Source organism: Pyrococcus woesei (assembly GCF_050496105.1).
Lineage (GTDB): Archaea > Methanobacteriota_B > Thermococci > Thermococcales > Thermococcaceae > Pyrococcus > Pyrococcus furiosus.
The window spans coordinates 1,143,594-1,160,565 of the sequence record NZ_CP179867.1 but is presented as its reverse complement, the minus strand read 5'-3'; the positions used below and the strand labels follow the sequence as shown (position 1 = coordinate 1,160,565).

The following is a 16,972-nucleotide window of genomic DNA, read 5'->3' as shown; positions in this document are numbered from 1 at the left end:
TAATACGTCCGAAAGATTTAAATAATACTTGCAACAAGGATAGGTTGAAGTGATCAAAATGGCTTCCGCAAAAACTGGGATGTGGCTGGCCATACTTGGAGGGTTGCTAATATTATTGGATGGAATACTAGTGCTCGCAAATAAAACATTCTACGGCTGGCACTACGGAGGAGTTTCAACAGTTGGCTGGATAGAGATAATTTTCAGTTTGATAATTATTGGCCTGGCCTACTACTACAAGAGCAACAAAAAGGCCATTGGCTGGAGTATAGTTGTATTGGCATTAATAACTTTGCCCTTTGACGGTGGTTTTTGGACATTAGGGGCATGGATTTGCCTTAATAGGTGGAGTGATAATAGCCTCAGGGAGTTCTTGAAACGTCTTTCTTTTTCTCATAACATTTTTTAAATATGGCTTGACACTTACTTTTAGGGGATAAATAATGAGAATGAGGCAGGAAGAGAGAAAGTTTGTGGAGCTTGTTGAGAGAATAATGGAAAGATGGGGATACGATAGAACTGGTGGAAAAATATATGGAATTCTTCTTTTGAGCAATAAACCACTTACAATATCTGAACTCTCAAAGATTACTGGTCTTAGCAGATCCTCAGTTTCAGTGGCCCTTTCAAAATTAACTAGAGAGTATCTCGTTACGTATACTAAAGAAAAGAAGACAAAATATTTTTATGCCGTTCCAGCATTTTTAGAGAAGTTTCTTAAACAACCAAAGGAGATCCTTGAAAGGGAGATTAAACCATTAAAGGAAATTGTCGTTAAGCTTGCTGAGAAGTCCAATGAAGAGGAAAAAGCTCGCTTTGAGGCAATACTTTCGGATCTCTTAACTTTAGAGTGTGTTCTCAAGAAAATAATAGAATTGGAAGAGAAAGAAAGTGAATGTCTTAAGAAATAGCTACTTTTTCTCCTGAAAGCTCCTCTACAATTTTTTAGCCTCTTATGGAAATGGAGATTTTAACAGTGTTGTTGCTGAAACCTTTCCGCTCTCTAAACCTCGCTTTCATTGTATTCTAATAGCTACTATCATAGCAGTAATGTTCCCTTTTTCGTGAAGATTCTTGTAATCCAGCATGTAAGTTCCATGCATATTATAGACTGGCACTATATATCCCTCAGAGTTTAGTCTATATGTAAGGGTGATATTCTGAATATTCATTTCAGTAAAGGCCATCCAGCTTATGTACCAATCCCTCATTGGCTCCCCTCTTCTCAATTTTTCTTCTAATTCCTTAATGCTTTCCGGGATAGTTTTAATCTCATACCTCCCAATAGGCACAATTTTCTGTGGCAATACTCCCTCAATCCTAATGATTTTGTCACCTTCAAGCACAATTGCGAAGCCTAGGTTATCTACCACAAAAGTTTCTAGTTTTGGCTTAACAATAACAGCTTTTAGGGAGGAGGAATTGTTAAGTTTTCTATAATCAACAACTTTAATGGTATAGTTCTGCATGTACAATAGACCTCTGGCTTTAAGAAAGTTGAGTGCTCTTTCTGTGATATTGCCGTTTAAGTTTGATGAAATTGGACTTTTAAATACAACTCGAATGAATCCAGTTTTTGTTTCGTATTCGAATGTTATGTTACTGTCATGGTAAAGGTATGCTCCTGTTATATTGTTATAGTACAATTTATCCGGACTTATGCCAAATTTTGATGCAATTTGAAATATTTTTTCGGGATTTTTATACTTCTCGATTTTATAAACAGTCAAAGAGTTGGGAAATGTCGCTTTTCTCACAGAAAGCTTTATAGAAAAAGGAAATGGATTTTTCTCGTGTATTCTAATGATGCTTCCGTTCTCAAGTTTATAGTACACTACTGGTAATACCACTCTGACTTTCTCAGGGTCGTATAATTCAAAACTGCCTTGCACCTGCTCCTTTCTAGTGTCGGATACTATGGAGGCTACTAAAAATAACATAATAATGATAATTCCAGCCCCTAATATTCTGATTTTTTCATATTTTTTCACCCCAAAGAACATGTTATTATAATCTTTGTTGAGTCCACAGGGATATACCTGTCAAAACTATCTAGATAATCATTATCTGCAACTTCTGCATTCTCCGCAATAATTCTAGCAATGTTGTCATTATGAGTTCCGTCATATGCTACATATGTATCAAAAAATGCGTCATGAACACTTTCTTTTGGATATCCTCCAGTACCAGTGAGTCTATACGCGAGCTCTGTAGCATCTCCAAGCGCAATTTTGGCTTCCTTTGCAAATCCTAAGATCATGTGAATTCCAGCTAGTGCTTCCAGCCAATTATTTACATTATTATCATTTAACACACTACACTGAATTATGAAAGTCCAGATCGCCCATCCATAACCATCTGGACTCTTATATCCCAATCTAACTTTTTCTGGCAGTGCACACCCTTTATCTCCGAAGCCAATACCTATTTCATTGTTATACACACAGCTATGACCCAATACAAGTGAAAGTTCTGTATAGTCCGCATAATTATTATCTTGGCCTCCATAATCTTCCTCTATCCACATATAAGAGCCAACATTAGGATAGTCCTTAAGAAATCCCTGATACCAATGAGGTTGAGAACTTATAATTTCCACGAAATTCTTCACGTCATTAAACCATTTATCACCAGTGTCATCTGTGAAAGTCATTACGCCACCTACATCATTTCCTTGGACTTTAGGAATAGAAACTAAAGCCATTAAACCAAGTAACAGAACACCAAACAACTTCCACTTTATTGGTATCACCATGAAAAATTATCTCACTAACTTATTAATTTTTCTTAATATTCTTAATATATTTTTGCATTTTAATATACTTTTAAAACATTTAAGAGTTATCATAATAAAAATTTCACGACTTTTTAAGACAGATAATAGAGATATTGTTTCCTAATAGATATTATTATCTATCTATAGTAACCTCGTAATCAGTAGTTAAAAGCTCTAAACTAAGAAAAAACAACCAATCGAAAGATTATCTCCAAAAGGAAAAATAGTTAATCCCCCAAGTTACCGTAGATAAATTCGCACCTAAAATGGCACGTTCATTGCGGATTTTTATGATAAGTCCTATAGAGGGTTAGGATAAACATTTGAGAAGTTAAAATTCTCAACATTTATAAATACTTGAGAACTAAAATTTTTCAGGTGTGCAAATGATGCTAGGCAATATAGCTTATATGAACCCATGGTGGGAAGGGAAAGAGGATTATCACGTAAAATTATGGAAGAACCAAAAAATACGCTGGGAGCCAAATTGGGTCAGAGAGATTTCTCTTAAGCCTTTCTCTCTTAATTTCATTCTTGGACCACGCCAAGTAGGAAAAACTACTGGTATAAAACTCCTCATTCAAAAAATCCTAGAGAATAATCCACCAGAATCAGTCCTATATCTAAACCTTGAAGTTTTACCGACATATAGAGATCTTCTGGAGATAATTCGTGAATTTCAAGAATTAAAAAAAGAGGAGAGAATAAAGACTGGGTACATTTTCCTGGACGAAGCTTCATCACTTGAGGGATGGTGGAGGGGAATTAAGCCCCTAATTGACGCTGGACTTTTGGAGAATGATGTAGTTACCGTTACAGGGTCAAGTTCACTCAGAGTTAGAAGAGATATTGAAATGTTCCCAGGGAGAAGAGGGGAGGGTAAAACTTTAGAAATAATGCCCCTCTCTTTCCCAGAGTACATAAAGGTAATGGGGCTAAAAAAGCATAGGTTGGAAAGCACTAAGGTTCTCAAGCTTTTTGATAAGTACATCCAAACAGGAGGCTTTCCTGGGTCTATAAACGGTTTCCCAATGGAAGATCTGCTTGGTGCTTATATAGGAGAGTTTGTTCGATTTGGAAAAAGCTTGGAAATAGCAAAAGAGACACTCGCCGCTCTAATAAGGAGTGCACCTTCAGCAACTAGCTTCAGAGCATTAGCAGAAATGACATCGGGATACTCCTACAAGGTTATACAAGATTACATTGAATTTTTCAGAGATATCTACATCCTGGGAATCGCATACCTCAAAGAGGACAATCAAGTGATGTACAGGAGAGAAAAGAAGTTTTTCTTCAGAGATCCTTTGCTTGCGAGGCTTTTCTCCCTGTGGAGTGGAGTTGAGGTTAGAGAGGATGCCCTTTATGAGTGGATAGTTCAAGAGCATGTATTTAGGAGATTTGGCGAAGTTTACTACTTCAGAAATAGCTACGAAGTGGATGTTATTGCTGATAATCTTAAGATCGAAGTTAAAGCTGGAAAGGCCCACAGGAAGTATCCAAGAGGCGTTTTAGTTTTAGAAAAAGATGACATACCGTTTTTCTTAATAGAGTACTATTGGACAGGCTTAAAGTAAAAAGAGAGGGTATAACTCCTTAGGAGTTAACTTTATAGAGACCACCCTATCTCTTGTTTGTATTTTCCTAAGTTTCCTATAATCAAGTTTTCTCCATTTTGCCGAAAACTATATAAGTGTATAATGCGGAAAATAATATGTAGGGTAGCAGAATGAAGTACCTCTTCATCGTCGACTATAGCGATGATGCAGAAAGAAAGCGTATTGATTATCTCCTAGAAAAATGGCAAGACCAAGCAATCATATCCAAACCACGTGGATTAATTTTTATCATTGAGACTAGAGATATCAATAAATTTGCAGAAGAATTATTTTCAAAGCTTAGTCCTCAATCATCCAAAAAAGTAAGGGCTTTTGTAATCCAAGAGGAGAACCTCCAATCAAAAATTCCTCCAAAAGAGAAAGTGCTTGAGTACTACAGCAAAGAATCTGAAAATGTTGTGAAAAGACTCCTTAGGTACATATTTTCCAAGAACAACCTCTATTACTACTCTTCCGATAATTATTCTGAGGAGTACTTTACATTAACTAGGAAAGGTAGAGTTAGCATAGAAGTCTCAGTTAAACCTATCTCAGGTGGAACCAAGGTTAAGTTAAGACTTTCAGGGTATGGAGAGGCTGTAGAGTATGTTGCTGAGAAGATTGATAATGATATTAGACTCCTCTTGGAGGGATAAGAGTGGGTATCTTCGACGATGGAGATATAGATTGTGCTGAAAGGCTGCTATCCCAAGCTAATGCTGTTTTAAGGCAGGGCAGAGATATTTGGGTAGAAGATTTTAGATGAGGTTCGCGCAGTTGCTATAGCACAAAATGGCGACATAATAGCTGCTGGATATACTTGGAGCTTTGGCTCTATAGGTAAGAAAGCCTGGGTCATGAGACTTGACCCGAGGGGAAACATCAAATGGCAACAAACCTATGGTGGAGAAAAAAGTGATAAAGCAAAAGCTGTGGCTATTGCTCCAAATGGAGATGTAATTATTGCTGGATCCACAAAAAGCTTTGGAGTTTTTGGGCAGACAGTTTGGATATTAAGGCTGGATGAAGATGGGAGAATTAAATGGTCAAAAATTTATGGTGGAGAAAGGTGGGATGAGATATATGCATTTAGCATTGATAAAAATGGAAACATTATAGCTGGGGGATATACAGAAAACCTACAAAAGAATACTGGGAAGAGAGGATATATTCTTTATCTTCCACCTACCGGAGATGTTCCTGGCTCCAAATTTTTTGTAGAGATGTGGATGTGAGTACTGCTACCACTGATGCTTTAGTTGGCTATACCTATTCCCAGGTTGATGATCCATTTCTAAGAGTTCAAAATTCTTTTGTCGAACCCCAGGAGCTTAATATGAGACCAAGAACTTACTATTATCTTCATTCCACAAGCCAGCCAAAGGTATTTGGGGAATACAAGGCTCCTCCTCAAACTCAACTAACTCAGTTGGGGGATATCATCATAAGGAAAAATGGTGGAAATCCGTTGAAGAGATTTCCTTCAGATCTTCTTGGAAAGTATAGGCCACTTGAAGTCCTGGGGGAAGGAGGGTTTGCAGAAGTTTACAAGGTTGTAAGGAAAAATGATGGAAAGATTGTTGCAATAAAAGTACCAAGGATAAACCAGGGAACAAGCAAACTATTTATAAAGGAAGTTTCAATATGGCTTCACTTAAATCACCCGAATATTGTTAGGCTTTATGATGCTGATATTCTTCCAATTCCTCATTTGGAGATGGAGTATGTTGAGGGAGTAAAAATTAACGGGAAGATCGTAAGGAACCTAGACGAATACCCAAAACCTATGAGAGAAGATATTGCTCTAAAAATTATTAAGGGGATTGCAGAAGGATTAAAACATGCCCATTCTAGGGGGATCTATCATCTTGATTTAAAGCCTCTCAATATCCTCTTGACTAGAGACTTAACCCCAAAAATAACAGACTGGGGACTAGCAAAAATTGCTGTGAGAACCTTTAGTGGGAGTATAAGTGGGTATACACCACTTTATGCAGCGCCTGAACAATTAGCACCCAGCAAGTATGGCGGAGTGGATGAAAGAACTGATGTTTGGCAGATAGGAGTTATATTTTACGAACTACTAACTGGGAAACTTCCATTTGATGGCTATACCTACGAAGAAATTCGTGGAAAAATTGTAGATGAGGGATATAATTTTAAGCCACCTTCAACGTTTAGTCCCAAGTTAGCAAAGTACAACAAGATATTTGAGAAATTACTTGCTAAGAAAAAAGAAAATAGGTATCAAACAATTCCGGAATTCCTAACTGATCTCAAAGAACTTGAGATAAATAAACTAAAGACAACCTTATCAAAAAGAGCTTTGAGGCACTGAAAAAGAGTAAGACACATCAAGAAGCTGCTAGAAATAGAAGAATGCTCGTCGAAGCTCTAGGTAAGTTAGCTATAATATACGCGGAGCTAAACAAAAAAGGGGAGTTACTAAATACACTAAACGATCTCAAGTCATACACACGCAAAAATATTGAAAGTTTAGAGAATGCCAGTAAAATCGTTGAGCTACTTATAAGAGAATGCATTCCGATTGGAGAAGATTTTATAGAGAGACTGAAAGTACTTATCCACGAGATTACTAGAGAAAACGAGCTAATGTAATCATCTCTTGATCTGTTTGGGAAGACTTGCTCCTATTATCTGAATATTAGCAAGAGAGATCTATATCGAAGAATGGCAATGGGGTGTAGACGCTTATCCCCTCCTCTAAAATAGGTAGGGATTTCTCCCAGTCTTTGAGTGGTATTTTGGACAATTTATCTAAGCCCTCTTTAAGCATGATTAGAGTTCTAATTATTGCACACTTACGACGATACTCATTCAGTTGCTGGAGAAGGCTTTTTATGTTCTCCTTATCCTTATTTTCTCCAACTTCCTCACCTTTCAATATGCGTAAATGCCACTCTAATTCTATCATTTCTAACTCTTTTCGTACCTTTTTTATGCGTAATCTTAGTCTTACTTCCTCTTCCTTAAGCTCATCTAGGCTGACCTTTTGCAAAACTTCAAGAACAGGCTCGTCCTTAAACTTTTCAAGGAACTCCATCTCAGTTGCCTCCATCTAGGTAAAGTTAGGATAACAAATCTATAAGCTTTCCTTTCTTAACATCTGCCTCCACTCTACAATTTCTCTAATTTCGTTGAAAACTTCTTCTCCATCAATAACATATGGAGGTCTCAAAACTGGCCTTATTGGGAACCCCTTTGCTACCATTGCAAGCTTTACCGCTGAAGCGAAAGATGAAGCTATTTTGTAAATTTTTGTTATCCTGACGAGTTCTCTCGCCAATTCTATTGCTCTTCTAAAGTTCTTTTCCTTAAATGCGTTCCAGATTTCCAGATGGATCTCTGGAGCAAAGTTTGCACAGGCCATGATCCCTCCGTCTCCTCCCAGGGTGAGGAGGGTAAAGAAATATTGATCTAAGCCAGTAAAAACCTTAAAATCTTTTCTTTCTTCCTTTACTTCAAGGAGCTCGCCGAGGTATGTTAAGCTGTCAACGCTAGCCTTTATTCCGATTATGTTCGAGTGTTCAAGAGCTAATTTTCTCACTATTTCTACATTTATTGGGTTTGCACAGGAAGGAATGGCATAGAGAATTATTGGAATATCCGCCCTTTCTGCAACAATAGAGAAGTGTCTGAAGATTGCCTCATCCTTAAGTTTACAATAATATGGAGAGACTATTACAGTGGCATCTGCCCCTATGTCCTTTGCGTGTTTTGTCAACTCAATAACTTCAAAGGTATTAGTTGAACCTGTTCCAACCAAATAGTAAGCTTTTGATGTGAGCTCCCTTCCTTTTTCTGCTAATAATTTCTTTTCTTCAAAACTCAAGCTTGTAAACTCTCCTGTGGTTGAATTAGTGAATATTCCATGAACTCCTTTATCTTCTAAAAACTCTATATGCCACTCTAAGGCCTCAAAGTCTATCGAGTAATCCTCCTTAAAAGGAGTCACCAAAGGAACTATCACTCCTTCCATTATCTCTCCCCCTTACTCTAAAACTCTTCTCAAGAGGGCATATTCTCTTTCATCAAGGGCCTTTTTATCAACTACAACTATAAGACCTCCCTGGTGAGAAATAACGTAATCCCTAACCGTCGCTAGCATCTTTGCTATCGCTGAAAATTCGTTGTACATCTTCAAATATTCTATCCCCTCTATTACCACTATACCCTGAATCCCGCTTTTTGCTTGTTTCTAGGAGATATCTACGAGCAATCTCAGGTACTTTATAAAGATCCGTTGGTTGAATTCCGTTCGGTATTTGTGCTGTAGTAAATACGAATGAATGCCAATTATCGGCTGGATTTAAGCTTCGCAAAAAGGCAAGGACTGGTAGATTCTCTATCTCTCTCTTTACAGTTTCGTACTCTTCTGGCGAGATTATATGCACCCCTGTAAGTTTAGAAATATTAATGGTGTTTACTTTATATCCTGCCAAGAAGCGCGGAGTAAAGATCACCCTATAGTAGAAGTAGAACACCCCAATTCCCAGTGCTACTGCAGTAATTTGAGCTCCAATGAACACTTCATGAATTGGGGGATTAGTTTGATAAATAGGGGGATAGAGCATAGAAAGCAGGCCACCAATCAAGATAATATTTCCCAACCTTTCCATCCTTTCCATAGTGCATTGAAAACACGTACCTCCCTATACTTCCCGAAACTACCGTTAGAAGTCCACCCAAATAGTAGGCATCTTCAGGAAAATCTTTTTCAAAGGTACTCTGGGCTATGGCAAAGAGCACTAACACAATTGGAGGTATCATGATAAGCTCCCTGGGAAAGGAAATAGTTGTCTCTTCCCTAACAATAGAAAAGATTCCCAGGTACCAGAGAGCAAAGGCGAGTCCAATAAAGATATTTTCTATTCTCAACTCTATAAAGCCAAAAGTTGTTGTTGGAATTGTCATAACCCAGGAAAGCGAAAGAAATAAGGCGGATCTTCGCTTACTCTTATAATAAGCGTATAGGAGTAGAAGTGCTGCTATTATTCTTATTGTACCCAGGACTGCAAAACTTATCCAAGAGGCATGCACCATATTTTTCCCTCAGTATAACAATATGCATCGAGTTTAATAAGAGTTTCGAGCTGGGTGATACAGCTCTATCTGTTTCTAATCTTTTCATGAACTCTCTTTATCTTCTCATAACTTCCTTTGGTAAATGTGCACTCCTTTACGCAGATGGAACAGCCGAGGGTTCTTGAAAATATGACAGCACATCTCTTATAGTCTATGTGCACTTCTCGTCCGTTTTCCCTTCTTGGCGTGATGTAAATAGCTTGAGCCGGACAGGCCCTAACGCACGCGTTGCAGCGGTCGCAGAAGTGAGGAATCCACCCGTGTTCCCGAACGCGCTCGTCCGTGTAGGGAAGCTCAAGATCGGTGTAAACCGCCCCTATCCTCACGCTCGGCCCGTTTTCGGGGGTTATCAAAAGCCCGTGCTTGCCTATGTGGTCAAGACCAGCTTTTTGAGCTAAAAGAGGAAAGTTAGTACTCCTTCCAACTGCCGGATCTGGTTGAGCGTTGTAGCCCCTCTCCCTCAAAAACTCCGCTATCTTGTAGGCCGCCCGGGTTAAGCGGTAGTAGGTTCTCCAGACTTCCATTCCAGCCCTAACGCCGGGCGCCTTCGCTATCTCCTTCTTTCTCATCTCACCTATGAGAACTATCGCGTTCTCGAAGAGAACAGCTCTATTTGAGAAGACCAGCTCTGGAGTAAGCTTCGTGTAGCCGACCTTCAGAACGCCGAGCGATTTCGCATAGCTCTCAAGCTCCTCGAAGAACTCCGGCGGGGCAGTCTTTTTACCCTTCCCGGGGTTCCTTCTTACGCTTGTCACGCTCTTTCGGGCGTAGTAGGCCGTGCCCACAAGGTATGGAAGAACGAGTGCCATCTTGAGAATATGCACTCCGGGCTTTCCGTATAACGCAACAACCTCGGGCACTAGGCGGCCCTCTGGGGAGTCCGGCGAGTTCTCAAAGGCCGGCTTAATGCTTGTGTACTTCCTCACGTCCGGGAAGACTGCGTAGACGAACTTCCTCGCAAGCTTTGCCTTGAGGCTCATCTCACCACCGAAGGTCAATCGGGGAAAAGGAATAAAAGGATGTTGTAACTACTTGAGTTACATAACTTTGATGGTGAGCTGTATGATCGATGAGAAGCTCGTTGAAAACCTCAAGCGCCTTGGCCTTAAGGACTACGAGGCTAGGGTTTACGCCGCTTTGGTGCTCCTTGGTCCCTCAAAGGCAAGCGAAGTGGCAAGGGAGAGCGGCGTTCCGAGGCCGAAGGTCTACGAGGTATTGAAAGAGCTTCACAGGAAGGGCTTTGTTGACTTCAGCGAGGGGAAGCCTGCCTTCTTCCGCGCGGTGGAGCCGGAGAAGGTCATAGGGGTACTCAGGGACGAGTACATAAAGTCGGCCGAAGAGGCGATAATCTCCCTCAAAAGCGGGGGTAAGCGGGAAGAGGAGTGGTATCCCGTGTGGTACCTTCAGGGGGAGTGGAACATCCGCAGGAAGGCCGAAGAACTCATCGATGGGGCACAAAGGGAGATCATGGCGGCCTTTGTTGATAGGCGCTTCTCCAGAAAGCTTGTGAGGGCTTTAAGGAACGCCTGCAGGAGAGAGGTTGAGGTTACCGTCCTTCTCCTCGGAGGGAAGAGGCCGAAGTACCTTGAGGGAGTGAGTGTTGAGTTAGTTGACCCGAAGAAGCTCCAGAGGAAGGAGGATCTCAGGGACATCTTCATCAACTCGATGTTTGAAGGTCCCTACGCCGTCAAAGCTCTGATCATCGTCGATTCCAGGGAGTCACTGATGATATACGAGGAGAAGGGCGCACTAAAGGGCATCCTCGTGACGATACCCTTCATTCCGACCTTCCAGAGGGCGGCGCTGCTCTACCTCATGGATGAGACGGGTGCTGAACCTTCATAGAATGACTTTGAGTAAGGATGAAAGGATTTGCCTTACCCGGATTCGAAACCCTAAAATACCTTGAAGTGTAAAGATGAAGGGGATGCTGTGATATGGTTCGTGGTATGATTCCCGATCAGACCACGATAAAACGTTCTGAAATGCTGGCGAAGGAGAAGACCGAGCGCTACAAGCACGAAGCTAGAGAAGTGAAGGATTACTCAAAGCTTGAAACCGCTATAGTCATCCTGCTCGGGATAATTGCTATCGGCTTCGTAATATTCGTGCTGAGCCACTACCTGTGATATTAGCAAAAAGTCTCAAAGAGTATTCTTCAAGTGGCACTATACCAATGGTGAGGAAGTCAAAATGAGGATACCAAAAAGGTACGTCTTCTGGTTCATCCTCGGGTCCCTCTCGACACTCTTCGGTGAAGTGGCTATAGGGGCTACCCTTTATCCTTTCTTCTCACTGTGGGGAATTATTGTCATTCTCCCTCTCTATGGTCTCCACACGCTCGTTCTGTCTTCCATAGTCTACCGCTTTGGCAGGCCACGCTTCGAGACCCTCTATCTGGCGGGCGTCATCTTCGGCCTCTACGAGGCGTACATCACCAAGATAATCTGGAACCCAGACTGGGAATCCCCGATTCAGGTGGGCGGAATCAGCGCCCTCGAGCTTCTAGTCGTGGTGTTCTTCTGGCACCCTTTCATGTCTTTTATTATTCCCATTGGAGTGGCTGAGTTGCTAACCTCAAGAAGGAAACTACTTCCTGAGTTCATCTTAAAGCACCCCGCTCTCTTTGCCATCGTTCTTGGAGCCTTGGAGAGCTCAAACTCTCCCTCGCCGCTCCACTCTTTCCTATCCCTTGCGTCGACGTTGGTTATTGTTCTTCTTCTTGTGCGGTGGTGGATGACGGGCTATGAAGGAGAAAACCTAGACGATTTACTTCCTACATTGGGAGAGCTGAGAGTTCTTATACCTTTCCTTTTGGTGTATTACATCGCCCTCAGCCTGGGAATCAAGAGGGAAGCAATACCAGGACTTGGGCCTCAGGCCTTCGTCTGGTTTCTCTACGCCCTCACCTTCTATCTCCTCTACAGGGCGCTCAAGAAGTCGAGGGGAGTTGAGGTAGAGCGCACTGCCGCTCCCTCCTTGAGAAAACTGGTCGTGCTCTCGGTTGTCTGGATTATCTCTGGAGTCGTCTTCTCCACATTGGAGCTTTTCATCCACGAGTTAAAGTTCGCGATAATCGCCATTCTCTGGCTTTCTGGAGCAGTGGTTGGGCTTGTAAGCTTCTTCAGGAGTGCACGGTGGGCATTGGCGGAGTGAGGACCTTTTATAACACCGAGAGGTGTTGATATGGCAATCATGAGGTTGTGGCACGGACGCATACCGAGGGAGAAAGGAGACGCCTATGAGCGCTTTTTGATAGAGCGGGCAGTTCTGGACTACAGCTCTGTCGGGGGGCTTTTAAAGCTCTACTTCACGAGGAGGGACGAGGATAACGAGACCCACTTTCTGCTCGTGACGATATGGGACTCGTGGGAATCCATCAAGAAATTCGCGGGAGAAAACCCCGAGCTGGCCAAGTACTACCTGGAGGACGACAAGTTCCTGCTTGAGAAGGAGAAGTATGTCCAGCACTATGAAATATTTTATGAAAGATAAAAAAATAAAAATTAAAAGCTCACTTGGATTTCCTCTTTCTTCTTCCCAAACTTGCCCTTAATCCTACAAGTAGCCCAGGCCCGACTAAGAGAAGCGGGGCAAAATAGTTCTTAAGGTACGAGCTCAAGGCATAGTAGTTGATAACGAACGCAAGCAATGTTAATGCCAGTATAACTCTTTTGTCGCTGGTTCTCTTTTCCCTTCTAACGTCTATAGATATAGATTCTGCAACTATGAAGCCAAGAATTGCGTAGAGTATTCCTCCTATTAGTGCTAGTATTCTCTGAATCCAAGTTTCTGAAAATGCTGCTATAAAGAACATTACAAGCCCTCCACCTGTGAGGAACATAAATGACAGTATTTCCATCATTGGCGAACACCACTTTTACTGAAATGTAAAACTTTAAACCCTTTTCTAAATGTAAAATACGCAATATTACAAGAAATCATAATAAAATTAAGCATAAATTTAAAGAAGAGGGATTTATTGTGTCACTTTTTCAAATAGTGCATAGAAAAAGCCTATTGTTTCATGTCTGTGGGGCCATGCTCTCATAGTTCCCTCAAGGAATCCTGGGTCGTAGGGGCCGGAAAGCTTTACAAGCCTAAACTCTTTGTATGTCTCCAAGAACCAGGAAACATTGTCCTCATCTTCCTCAATAAAAATGCTACAAGTTGTGTACAGTAACCTACCTCCAGGTTTTACAAGCTTGGCGGCACTTTCCAAAAGCTCCCTCTGAAGTTGAGCCATTTCTTCTATTTTCTGCTCTCTCAACCTCCACCTAAGTTCGGGATTCTTTCCTATAGTCCCGGAAGAGGTACAGGGAGCGTCAAGCATAACTCTGTCAGCTACCTCTTCTCCTAAAATTTCTGGAGCCTTTCTGGCGTCTTTAACTATGGGTTTTACTATTTTTATGCCCATTCTTGAAACGAAGTCTTTTAACCTTTTCATCCTAGCCTTATCTATATCAAATGCAAATATCTTTCCCCTGTTTTTCATAAGTTCTGCCATATGTGTCGTCTTTCCTCCTGGGGCCGCTGCCAAGTCAACGACCACTTCACCAGGCTTTGGGTCTAGAATAACGGAAGCTACTGCCGAGGCTTCTTCTTGAACTATTATCTTCCCTTTCCTAAACAAATAGCTAGAATCAAAATCATACGGCCCCTTTATCTTTAACACAACTGGAATTCTTTTGCTCTGCACTACTTCAACACCCTCCTCCTCGAACTCTTTTATTACCTCCTCTGGGGTAGTTTTTAGGGTGTTTACCCTTATGCTTATCCACTCATGCTTTCTATTTACGGCCTCAAAGAATGCCTTGGTTTCATCCCCAAGTAACTTTCTAACCCTTTCTATGAGCCAGGCTGGGGCTAAGTATTCCCATTCTAGCCTCTCTAGCTCGGTTTTAGGATTAGGCTTGTATTCCAATATTCTCTCAAAAATATCCCAATAATACATTCCAACGTAAGGATGGGTTTTAGATGAAATGAAGTCAGAAGCCTTCCATTTTAGGTTTTTCAATGTGTTTTGATTGGGGTCATGGAAAAGAACAACATCAAAAGCCACACGAAGGGCGGCTCTTAACCAGGGATCCAAGATCAAGGGAGTAACACCAACAACATCCTTTATAGCCTTATCAATTAACCCCTGCTTCTTCATAATGTCATAAAATATCATAGTTAAAACTCTATTTAGCCAGGCCTCCTTAATATCATGCTTCTTAAAGGCTTCTCTTTTAGCATATTGGCTAGGTTTTATAACTTCTCCAAGTCTAACAGCCTCTATTATCGCTCTTATTCCCCTAGGAGGGATTGATAGCTTCTTTTCTTTCTCGGCTTCCATCACTATCTAACTTCTTTTTACTATTTTTAAATTCATCTATACTAACAGATTGAGTAAAATTTCCAAATTTTTTACTTTATCAAGTTTTGTAGAATTAAATTTTATGATTTTTAATATTTAATTATTGGTTATCAAAAATTATAAATATAAATGCAAGTAAATTTAATTATACTAGAAAGTTTCACAAGAAACAACAATGATAAAAAGTAAAAATATGGAGGCTCACTCTAAAGTCTTCAAAAACAATTAAAGACCTTTAGCCTCCATTTCTTCAACATAAGCTATAACATTCTCTACTATTTCTCTGGCCTTTCCTATGTAGTTTTCTGGCTTCAAAGATTCAAAATCTTTCTCTGTTAAATATTTTCTAACTTCCTCATTCTCCTTTGCCACTTCCAAGAGATCTCTGTTCTCCTTAAAGGCCTTCATGGATATTTGCCTAACTAGCTCATGTGCCTCCTGCCTTCCCATTCCTTTCTCCGCAAGCTTGAGCATTAATGGTTCAGCCATTATCAAATTCTTCGTTAGATATAGGTTTCTCTTAATATTCTCGGGGAAGAACTCCAATCCCGAAAGAACCTTTTTCATTGTTTTCAACATTTCGTCAAGCAATATAAAGCTCTCTGGGAGGATTACCCTCTCAACTGAAGAGTTCGTCAAATCTCTCTCATGCCACAATGGATTGTTTAAGAGGGCTGGAATAACGTTTGAGTAAAGAACCCTGGCCAATCCACAGACTTTCTCAGTCCTTATTGGATTCCTCTTGTGTGGCATTGTTGAAGAACCAACCTGCTTCTCTCCAAAGGGCTCACTAACCTCAAGAATTTCCGTTCTCTGAAGGTTTCTTATCTCTAATCCCATCTTGTCCAAAGTTGAAGCTACCAATGCCAAGAAGAACATAAGCTCGGCATAAACATCTCTCTGGATTATTTGATTTGTTATTCTTGCCGGCTTTAATCCCAAGTCTTCCATAACTAGCCTCTCTATTTCAAAGGCCTTTTCTCCAAATGAGGCTGCAGTTCCCACAGCTCCTCTCATCTTTCCAACTAAAACTCTCTCCTTTAATTGGTACAACCTCTCGATGTGCCTCTGAATCTCGTCCAACCACAAGGCAAATTTCATTCCGTATGTTGTTGGGATTGCATGCTGTCCATGAGTTCTTCCAATGCAAACTGTATCTATATGCTCCTTAGCTAACTTTTTCAATATTGACCTGAGTTCCTTTAGGTCTCTCTCCACGATCTCAAGGCTTTCCTTTATTAGAAGGGCGTTTGCAGTATCGATGATGTCGTTGGAAGTCGCTCCCAGGTGAACGTACTTCCCATGCTCACCGCAAACTTCGCTTAAGGCCTTAACCACGGCCATTATGTCGTGATGAATCTCGGCCTCTATCTCTTTAACCCTCTCAAGCTTTACCCACTTGGTGTTGGCCCTCTCTGAAATCACCCTTGCACTTTCCTCTGGGATATTTCCTACCTTAGCATGAGCCCTAGCAAGTGCGGCCTCCACGTCAAGTAGCTTTTGCAACTTATTCTCCTCATCCCATATCCTCTTCATCTCCTCGCTACCATAGCGATAATCAATTGGGTGAATCGCCATCCAATCACCACCTTTGTGATAAAATTTTGAAATATAAATGTTATTATTTGACGTAAGAATGTTAAAAAGATACAAGATTAGATTAAAAACATAAGGAATCTAAGGGAGGTAAGGCGATGATGATGCCTTCCGCACCTGATTGGTGAGGAGTGGACGGCTTCCTGAGCCTACTCCTTATATGCTATCGCCTCAATTTCAATGAGAACATCTTTTGGCAGTCTTGAAACCTCTACTGCAGCTCTAGCAGGCTTAGATTCTCCAAAATATTCTGCATAAACCTCGTTCATCTTTGCAAAGTCGTTCATATCTTTTAGATATACTGTAACCTTAACGACATCGGTAAGAGAGTAACCAGCTGCCTCTAAAATTGCTTTTATGTTCTCTAAAACTTGCCTTGTCTGAGCCTTTATGTCTCCTTTTACGATTTCTCCAGTTTTTGGATCTATTGGGATTTGGCCTGCGATAAAGAGGAAGTTTCCGGCCTTAATTGCCTGGCTATAAGGGCCTATTGGTTTTGGAGCATTTTCAGCAAAAATTACCTCTTTCATAGGGATCACC

General features: G+C 40.9%; 23 protein-coding genes. 11 read left to right on the top strand and 12 right to left on the bottom strand.

Annotated features, from left to right (window positions below; all coding sequences use genetic code 11):
* Positions 1-58: 58 nt before the first annotated feature.
* Both ACMFNG_RS06350 and ACMFNG_RS06345 read left to right on the top strand, forming a co-directional pair.
* Positions 59-409 carry a hypothetical protein gene (locus ACMFNG_RS06350; RefSeq protein ID WP_011011768.1) on the top strand — a complete coding sequence of 117 codons (351 nt, stop codon included), beginning with the start codon at positions 59-61 and terminating at the stop codon, positions 407-409.
* Between the two features lie 34 nt (positions 410-443).
* The gene (locus tag ACMFNG_RS06345) at positions 444-911 is read left to right on the top strand and encodes a GbsR/MarR family transcriptional regulator (protein ID WP_011011769.1); all 468 of its coding nucleotides are present in this window, start codon (positions 444-446) and stop codon (positions 909-911) included.
* 105 nt (positions 912-1,016) lie between these two features.
* Here ACMFNG_RS06345 and ACMFNG_RS06340 read toward each other — a convergent pair whose 3' ends face one another.
* Both ACMFNG_RS06340 and ACMFNG_RS06335 read right to left on the bottom strand, forming a co-directional pair.
* Positions 1,017-1,991, bottom strand: a complete 975-nt coding sequence (locus ACMFNG_RS06340) for a hypothetical protein (protein ID WP_223209006.1) — start codon at positions 1,989-1,991, stop codon at positions 1,017-1,019.
* Positions 1,988-2,755, bottom strand: a complete 768-nt coding sequence (locus ACMFNG_RS06335; RefSeq protein WP_011011771.1) for a DUF6345 domain-containing protein — start codon at positions 2,753-2,755, stop codon at positions 1,988-1,990. The genes ACMFNG_RS06340 and ACMFNG_RS06335 overlap by 4 nt, the downstream gene beginning before the upstream one ends.
* A 407-nt stretch (positions 2,756-3,162) precedes the next feature.
* On the opposite strand from ACMFNG_RS06335, the gene ACMFNG_RS06330 reads away from it, so the two are divergent.
* From ACMFNG_RS06330 to ACMFNG_RS06310, 5 genes are all read left to right on the top strand, one after another.
* Positions 3,163-4,350 carry an ATP-binding protein gene (locus tag ACMFNG_RS06330; protein ID WP_011011772.1) on the top strand — a complete coding sequence of 396 codons (1,188 nt, stop codon included), beginning with the start codon at positions 3,163-3,165 and terminating at the stop codon, positions 4,348-4,350.
* Between the two features lie 152 nt (positions 4,351-4,502).
* Entirely contained in the window at positions 4,503-5,027 is a 525-nt protein-coding gene (locus ACMFNG_RS06325) for a hypothetical protein (protein ID WP_011011773.1), read from the top strand.
* A gap of 201 nt (positions 5,028-5,228) precedes the next feature.
* Entirely contained in the window at positions 5,229-5,606 is a 378-nt protein-coding gene (locus tag ACMFNG_RS06320) for a hypothetical protein (RefSeq protein WP_011011774.1), read from the top strand.
* Complete coding sequence (locus ACMFNG_RS06315) at positions 5,603-6,709, top strand: serine/threonine-protein kinase (RefSeq protein ID WP_014835192.1); 1,107 nt, start codon at positions 5,603-5,605, stop codon at positions 6,707-6,709. Before ACMFNG_RS06320 ends, ACMFNG_RS06315 begins: the two co-directional genes overlap by 4 nt.
* Before the next feature lie 41 nt (positions 6,710-6,750).
* Complete coding sequence (locus ACMFNG_RS06310; protein ID WP_011011776.1) at positions 6,751-6,990, top strand: hypothetical protein; 240 nt, start codon at positions 6,751-6,753, stop codon at positions 6,988-6,990.
* A gap of 46 nt (positions 6,991-7,036) precedes the next feature.
* Here ACMFNG_RS06310 and ACMFNG_RS06305 read toward each other — a convergent pair whose 3' ends face one another.
* From ACMFNG_RS06305 to ACMFNG_RS06280, 6 genes are all read right to left on the bottom strand, one after another.
* A complete protein-coding gene (locus ACMFNG_RS06305) occupies positions 7,037-7,450 on the bottom strand; it encodes a hypothetical protein (protein WP_223209007.1) in 414 nt (137 codons plus the stop codon).
* A gap of 24 nt (positions 7,451-7,474) precedes the next feature.
* Positions 7,475-8,371 (bottom strand): dihydrodipicolinate synthase family protein, encoded by an 897-nt coding sequence (locus ACMFNG_RS06300; protein ID WP_011011778.1) that lies wholly within the window; start codon positions 8,369-8,371, stop codon positions 7,475-7,477.
* A 12-nt stretch (positions 8,372-8,383) separates the two neighbouring features.
* Positions 8,384-8,530 carry a DUF835 domain-containing protein gene (locus tag ACMFNG_RS06295; RefSeq protein ID WP_430515113.1) on the bottom strand — a complete coding sequence of 49 codons (147 nt, stop codon included), beginning with the start codon at positions 8,528-8,530 and terminating at the stop codon, positions 8,384-8,386.
* Positions 8,484-8,966 (bottom strand): hypothetical protein, encoded by a 483-nt coding sequence (locus tag ACMFNG_RS06290; protein WP_430515112.1) that lies wholly within the window; start codon positions 8,964-8,966, stop codon positions 8,484-8,486. Before ACMFNG_RS06290 ends, ACMFNG_RS06295 begins: the two co-directional genes overlap by 47 nt.
* On the bottom strand, positions 8,938-9,435 hold the full coding sequence (locus ACMFNG_RS06285; RefSeq protein WP_011011780.1) for a hypothetical protein: 498 nt from the start codon (positions 9,433-9,435) through the stop codon (positions 8,938-8,940). Before ACMFNG_RS06285 ends, ACMFNG_RS06290 begins: the two co-directional genes overlap by 29 nt.
* 65 nt (positions 9,436-9,500) lie before the next feature.
* Positions 9,501-10,457, bottom strand: coding sequence for a 4Fe-4S dicluster domain-containing protein (locus ACMFNG_RS06280; protein ID WP_011011781.1), 957 nt, complete (start codon positions 10,455-10,457; stop codon positions 9,501-9,503).
* Positions 10,458-10,539: 82 nt separating this feature from the next.
* On the opposite strand from ACMFNG_RS06280, the gene ACMFNG_RS06275 reads away from it, so the two are divergent.
* From ACMFNG_RS06275 to ACMFNG_RS06260, 4 genes are all read left to right on the top strand, one after another.
* The gene (locus ACMFNG_RS06275) at positions 10,540-11,322 is read left to right on the top strand and encodes a TrmB family transcriptional regulator (protein WP_430515111.1); all 783 of its coding nucleotides are present in this window, start codon (positions 10,540-10,542) and stop codon (positions 11,320-11,322) included.
* A gap of 140 nt (positions 11,323-11,462) precedes the next feature.
* Positions 11,463-11,606, top strand: a complete 144-nt coding sequence (locus ACMFNG_RS06270; RefSeq protein WP_223209008.1) for a hypothetical protein — start codon at positions 11,463-11,465, stop codon at positions 11,604-11,606.
* A gap of 64 nt (positions 11,607-11,670) precedes the next feature.
* Positions 11,671-12,633: a hypothetical protein gene (locus ACMFNG_RS06265; RefSeq protein ID WP_011011784.1), complete on the top strand. Its 963-nt coding sequence runs from the start codon at positions 11,671-11,673 to the stop codon at positions 12,631-12,633.
* 30 nt (positions 12,634-12,663) lie between these two features.
* Entirely contained in the window at positions 12,664-12,972 is a 309-nt protein-coding gene (locus ACMFNG_RS06260) for a hypothetical protein (RefSeq protein ID WP_011011785.1), read from the top strand.
* A 19-nt stretch (positions 12,973-12,991) separates the two neighbouring features.
* On the opposite strand, the gene ACMFNG_RS06255 is transcribed toward ACMFNG_RS06260, so the two are convergent.
* The 4 genes from ACMFNG_RS06255 to ridA all read right to left on the bottom strand — a co-directional run bounded on the left by ACMFNG_RS06255 (position 12,992) and on the right by ridA (position 16,962).
* The gene (locus ACMFNG_RS06255) at positions 12,992-13,342 is read right to left on the bottom strand and encodes a hypothetical protein (RefSeq protein WP_011011786.1); all 351 of its coding nucleotides are present in this window, start codon (positions 13,340-13,342) and stop codon (positions 12,992-12,994) included.
* A gap of 114 nt (positions 13,343-13,456) precedes the next feature.
* A complete protein-coding gene (locus tag ACMFNG_RS06250) occupies positions 13,457-14,815 on the bottom strand; it encodes an RsmB/NOP family class I SAM-dependent RNA methyltransferase (RefSeq protein WP_011011787.1) in 1,359 nt (452 codons plus the stop codon).
* A gap of 246 nt (positions 14,816-15,061) precedes the next feature.
* Positions 15,062-16,414, bottom strand: coding sequence for an adenylosuccinate lyase (gene purB, locus ACMFNG_RS06245; protein ID WP_011011788.1), 1,353 nt, complete (start codon positions 16,412-16,414; stop codon positions 15,062-15,064).
* A 167-nt stretch (positions 16,415-16,581) separates the two neighbouring features.
* Positions 16,582-16,962 (bottom strand): 2-iminobutanoate/2-iminopropanoate deaminase, encoded by a 381-nt coding sequence (gene ridA, locus ACMFNG_RS06240; protein ID WP_011011789.1) that lies wholly within the window; start codon positions 16,960-16,962, stop codon positions 16,582-16,584.
* Positions 16,963-16,972: the final 10 nt, after the last annotated feature.

Coding starts and splice junctions, on each gene's coding strand:
- ACMFNG_RS06350 (WP_011011768.1), top strand. CDS start 59: ATGGCTTCCGCAAAAACTGGGATGTGGCTGGCCATACTTGGAGGGTTG.
- ACMFNG_RS06345 (WP_011011769.1), top strand. CDS start 444: ATGAGAATGAGGCAGGAAGAGAGAAAGTTTGTGGAGCTTGTTGAGAGA.
- ACMFNG_RS06335 (WP_011011771.1), bottom strand. CDS start 2,755: ATGGTGATACCAATAAAGTGGAAGTTGTTTGGTGTTCTGTTACTTGGT.
- ACMFNG_RS06330 (WP_011011772.1), top strand. CDS start 3,163: ATGATGCTAGGCAATATAGCTTATATGAACCCATGGTGGGAAGGGAAA.
- ACMFNG_RS06325 (WP_011011773.1), top strand. CDS start 4,503: ATGAAGTACCTCTTCATCGTCGACTATAGCGATGATGCAGAAAGAAAG.
- ACMFNG_RS06320 (WP_011011774.1), top strand. CDS start 5,229: ATGAGACTTGACCCGAGGGGAAACATCAAATGGCAACAAACCTATGGT.
- ACMFNG_RS06310 (WP_011011776.1), top strand. CDS start 6,751: ATGCTCGTCGAAGCTCTAGGTAAGTTAGCTATAATATACGCGGAGCTA.
- ACMFNG_RS06305 (WP_223209007.1), bottom strand. CDS start 7,450: ATGGAGGCAACTGAGATGGAGTTCCTTGAAAAGTTTAAGGACGAGCCT.
- ACMFNG_RS06300 (WP_011011778.1), bottom strand. CDS start 8,371: ATGGAAGGAGTGATAGTTCCTTTGGTGACTCCTTTTAAGGAGGATTAC.
- ACMFNG_RS06295 (WP_430515113.1), bottom strand. CDS start 8,530: ATGTACAACGAATTTTCAGCGATAGCAAAGATGCTAGCGACGGTTAGG.
- ACMFNG_RS06290 (WP_430515112.1), bottom strand. CDS start 8,966: ATGCTCTATCCCCCTATTTATCAAACTAATCCCCCAATTCATGAAGTG.
- ACMFNG_RS06285 (WP_011011780.1), bottom strand. CDS start 9,435: ATGGTGCATGCCTCTTGGATAAGTTTTGCAGTCCTGGGTACAATAAGA.
- ACMFNG_RS06280 (WP_011011781.1), bottom strand. CDS start 10,457: ATGAGCCTCAAGGCAAAGCTTGCGAGGAAGTTCGTCTACGCAGTCTTC.
- ACMFNG_RS06275 (WP_430515111.1), top strand. CDS start 10,540: ATGATCGATGAGAAGCTCGTTGAAAACCTCAAGCGCCTTGGCCTTAAG.
- ACMFNG_RS06270 (WP_223209008.1), top strand. CDS start 11,463: ATGCTGGCGAAGGAGAAGACCGAGCGCTACAAGCACGAAGCTAGAGAA.
- ACMFNG_RS06265 (WP_011011784.1), top strand. CDS start 11,671: ATGAGGATACCAAAAAGGTACGTCTTCTGGTTCATCCTCGGGTCCCTC.
- ACMFNG_RS06260 (WP_011011785.1), top strand. CDS start 12,664: ATGGCAATCATGAGGTTGTGGCACGGACGCATACCGAGGGAGAAAGGA.
- ACMFNG_RS06255 (WP_011011786.1), bottom strand. CDS start 13,342: ATGATGGAAATACTGTCATTTATGTTCCTCACAGGTGGAGGGCTTGTA.
- ACMFNG_RS06250 (WP_011011787.1), bottom strand. CDS start 14,815: ATGGAAGCCGAGAAAGAAAAGAAGCTATCAATCCCTCCTAGGGGAATA.
- purB (WP_011011788.1), bottom strand. CDS start 16,414: ATGGCGATTCACCCAATTGATTATCGCTATGGTAGCGAGGAGATGAAG.
- ridA (WP_011011789.1), bottom strand. CDS start 16,962: ATGAAAGAGGTAATTTTTGCTGAAAATGCTCCAAAACCAATAGGCCCT.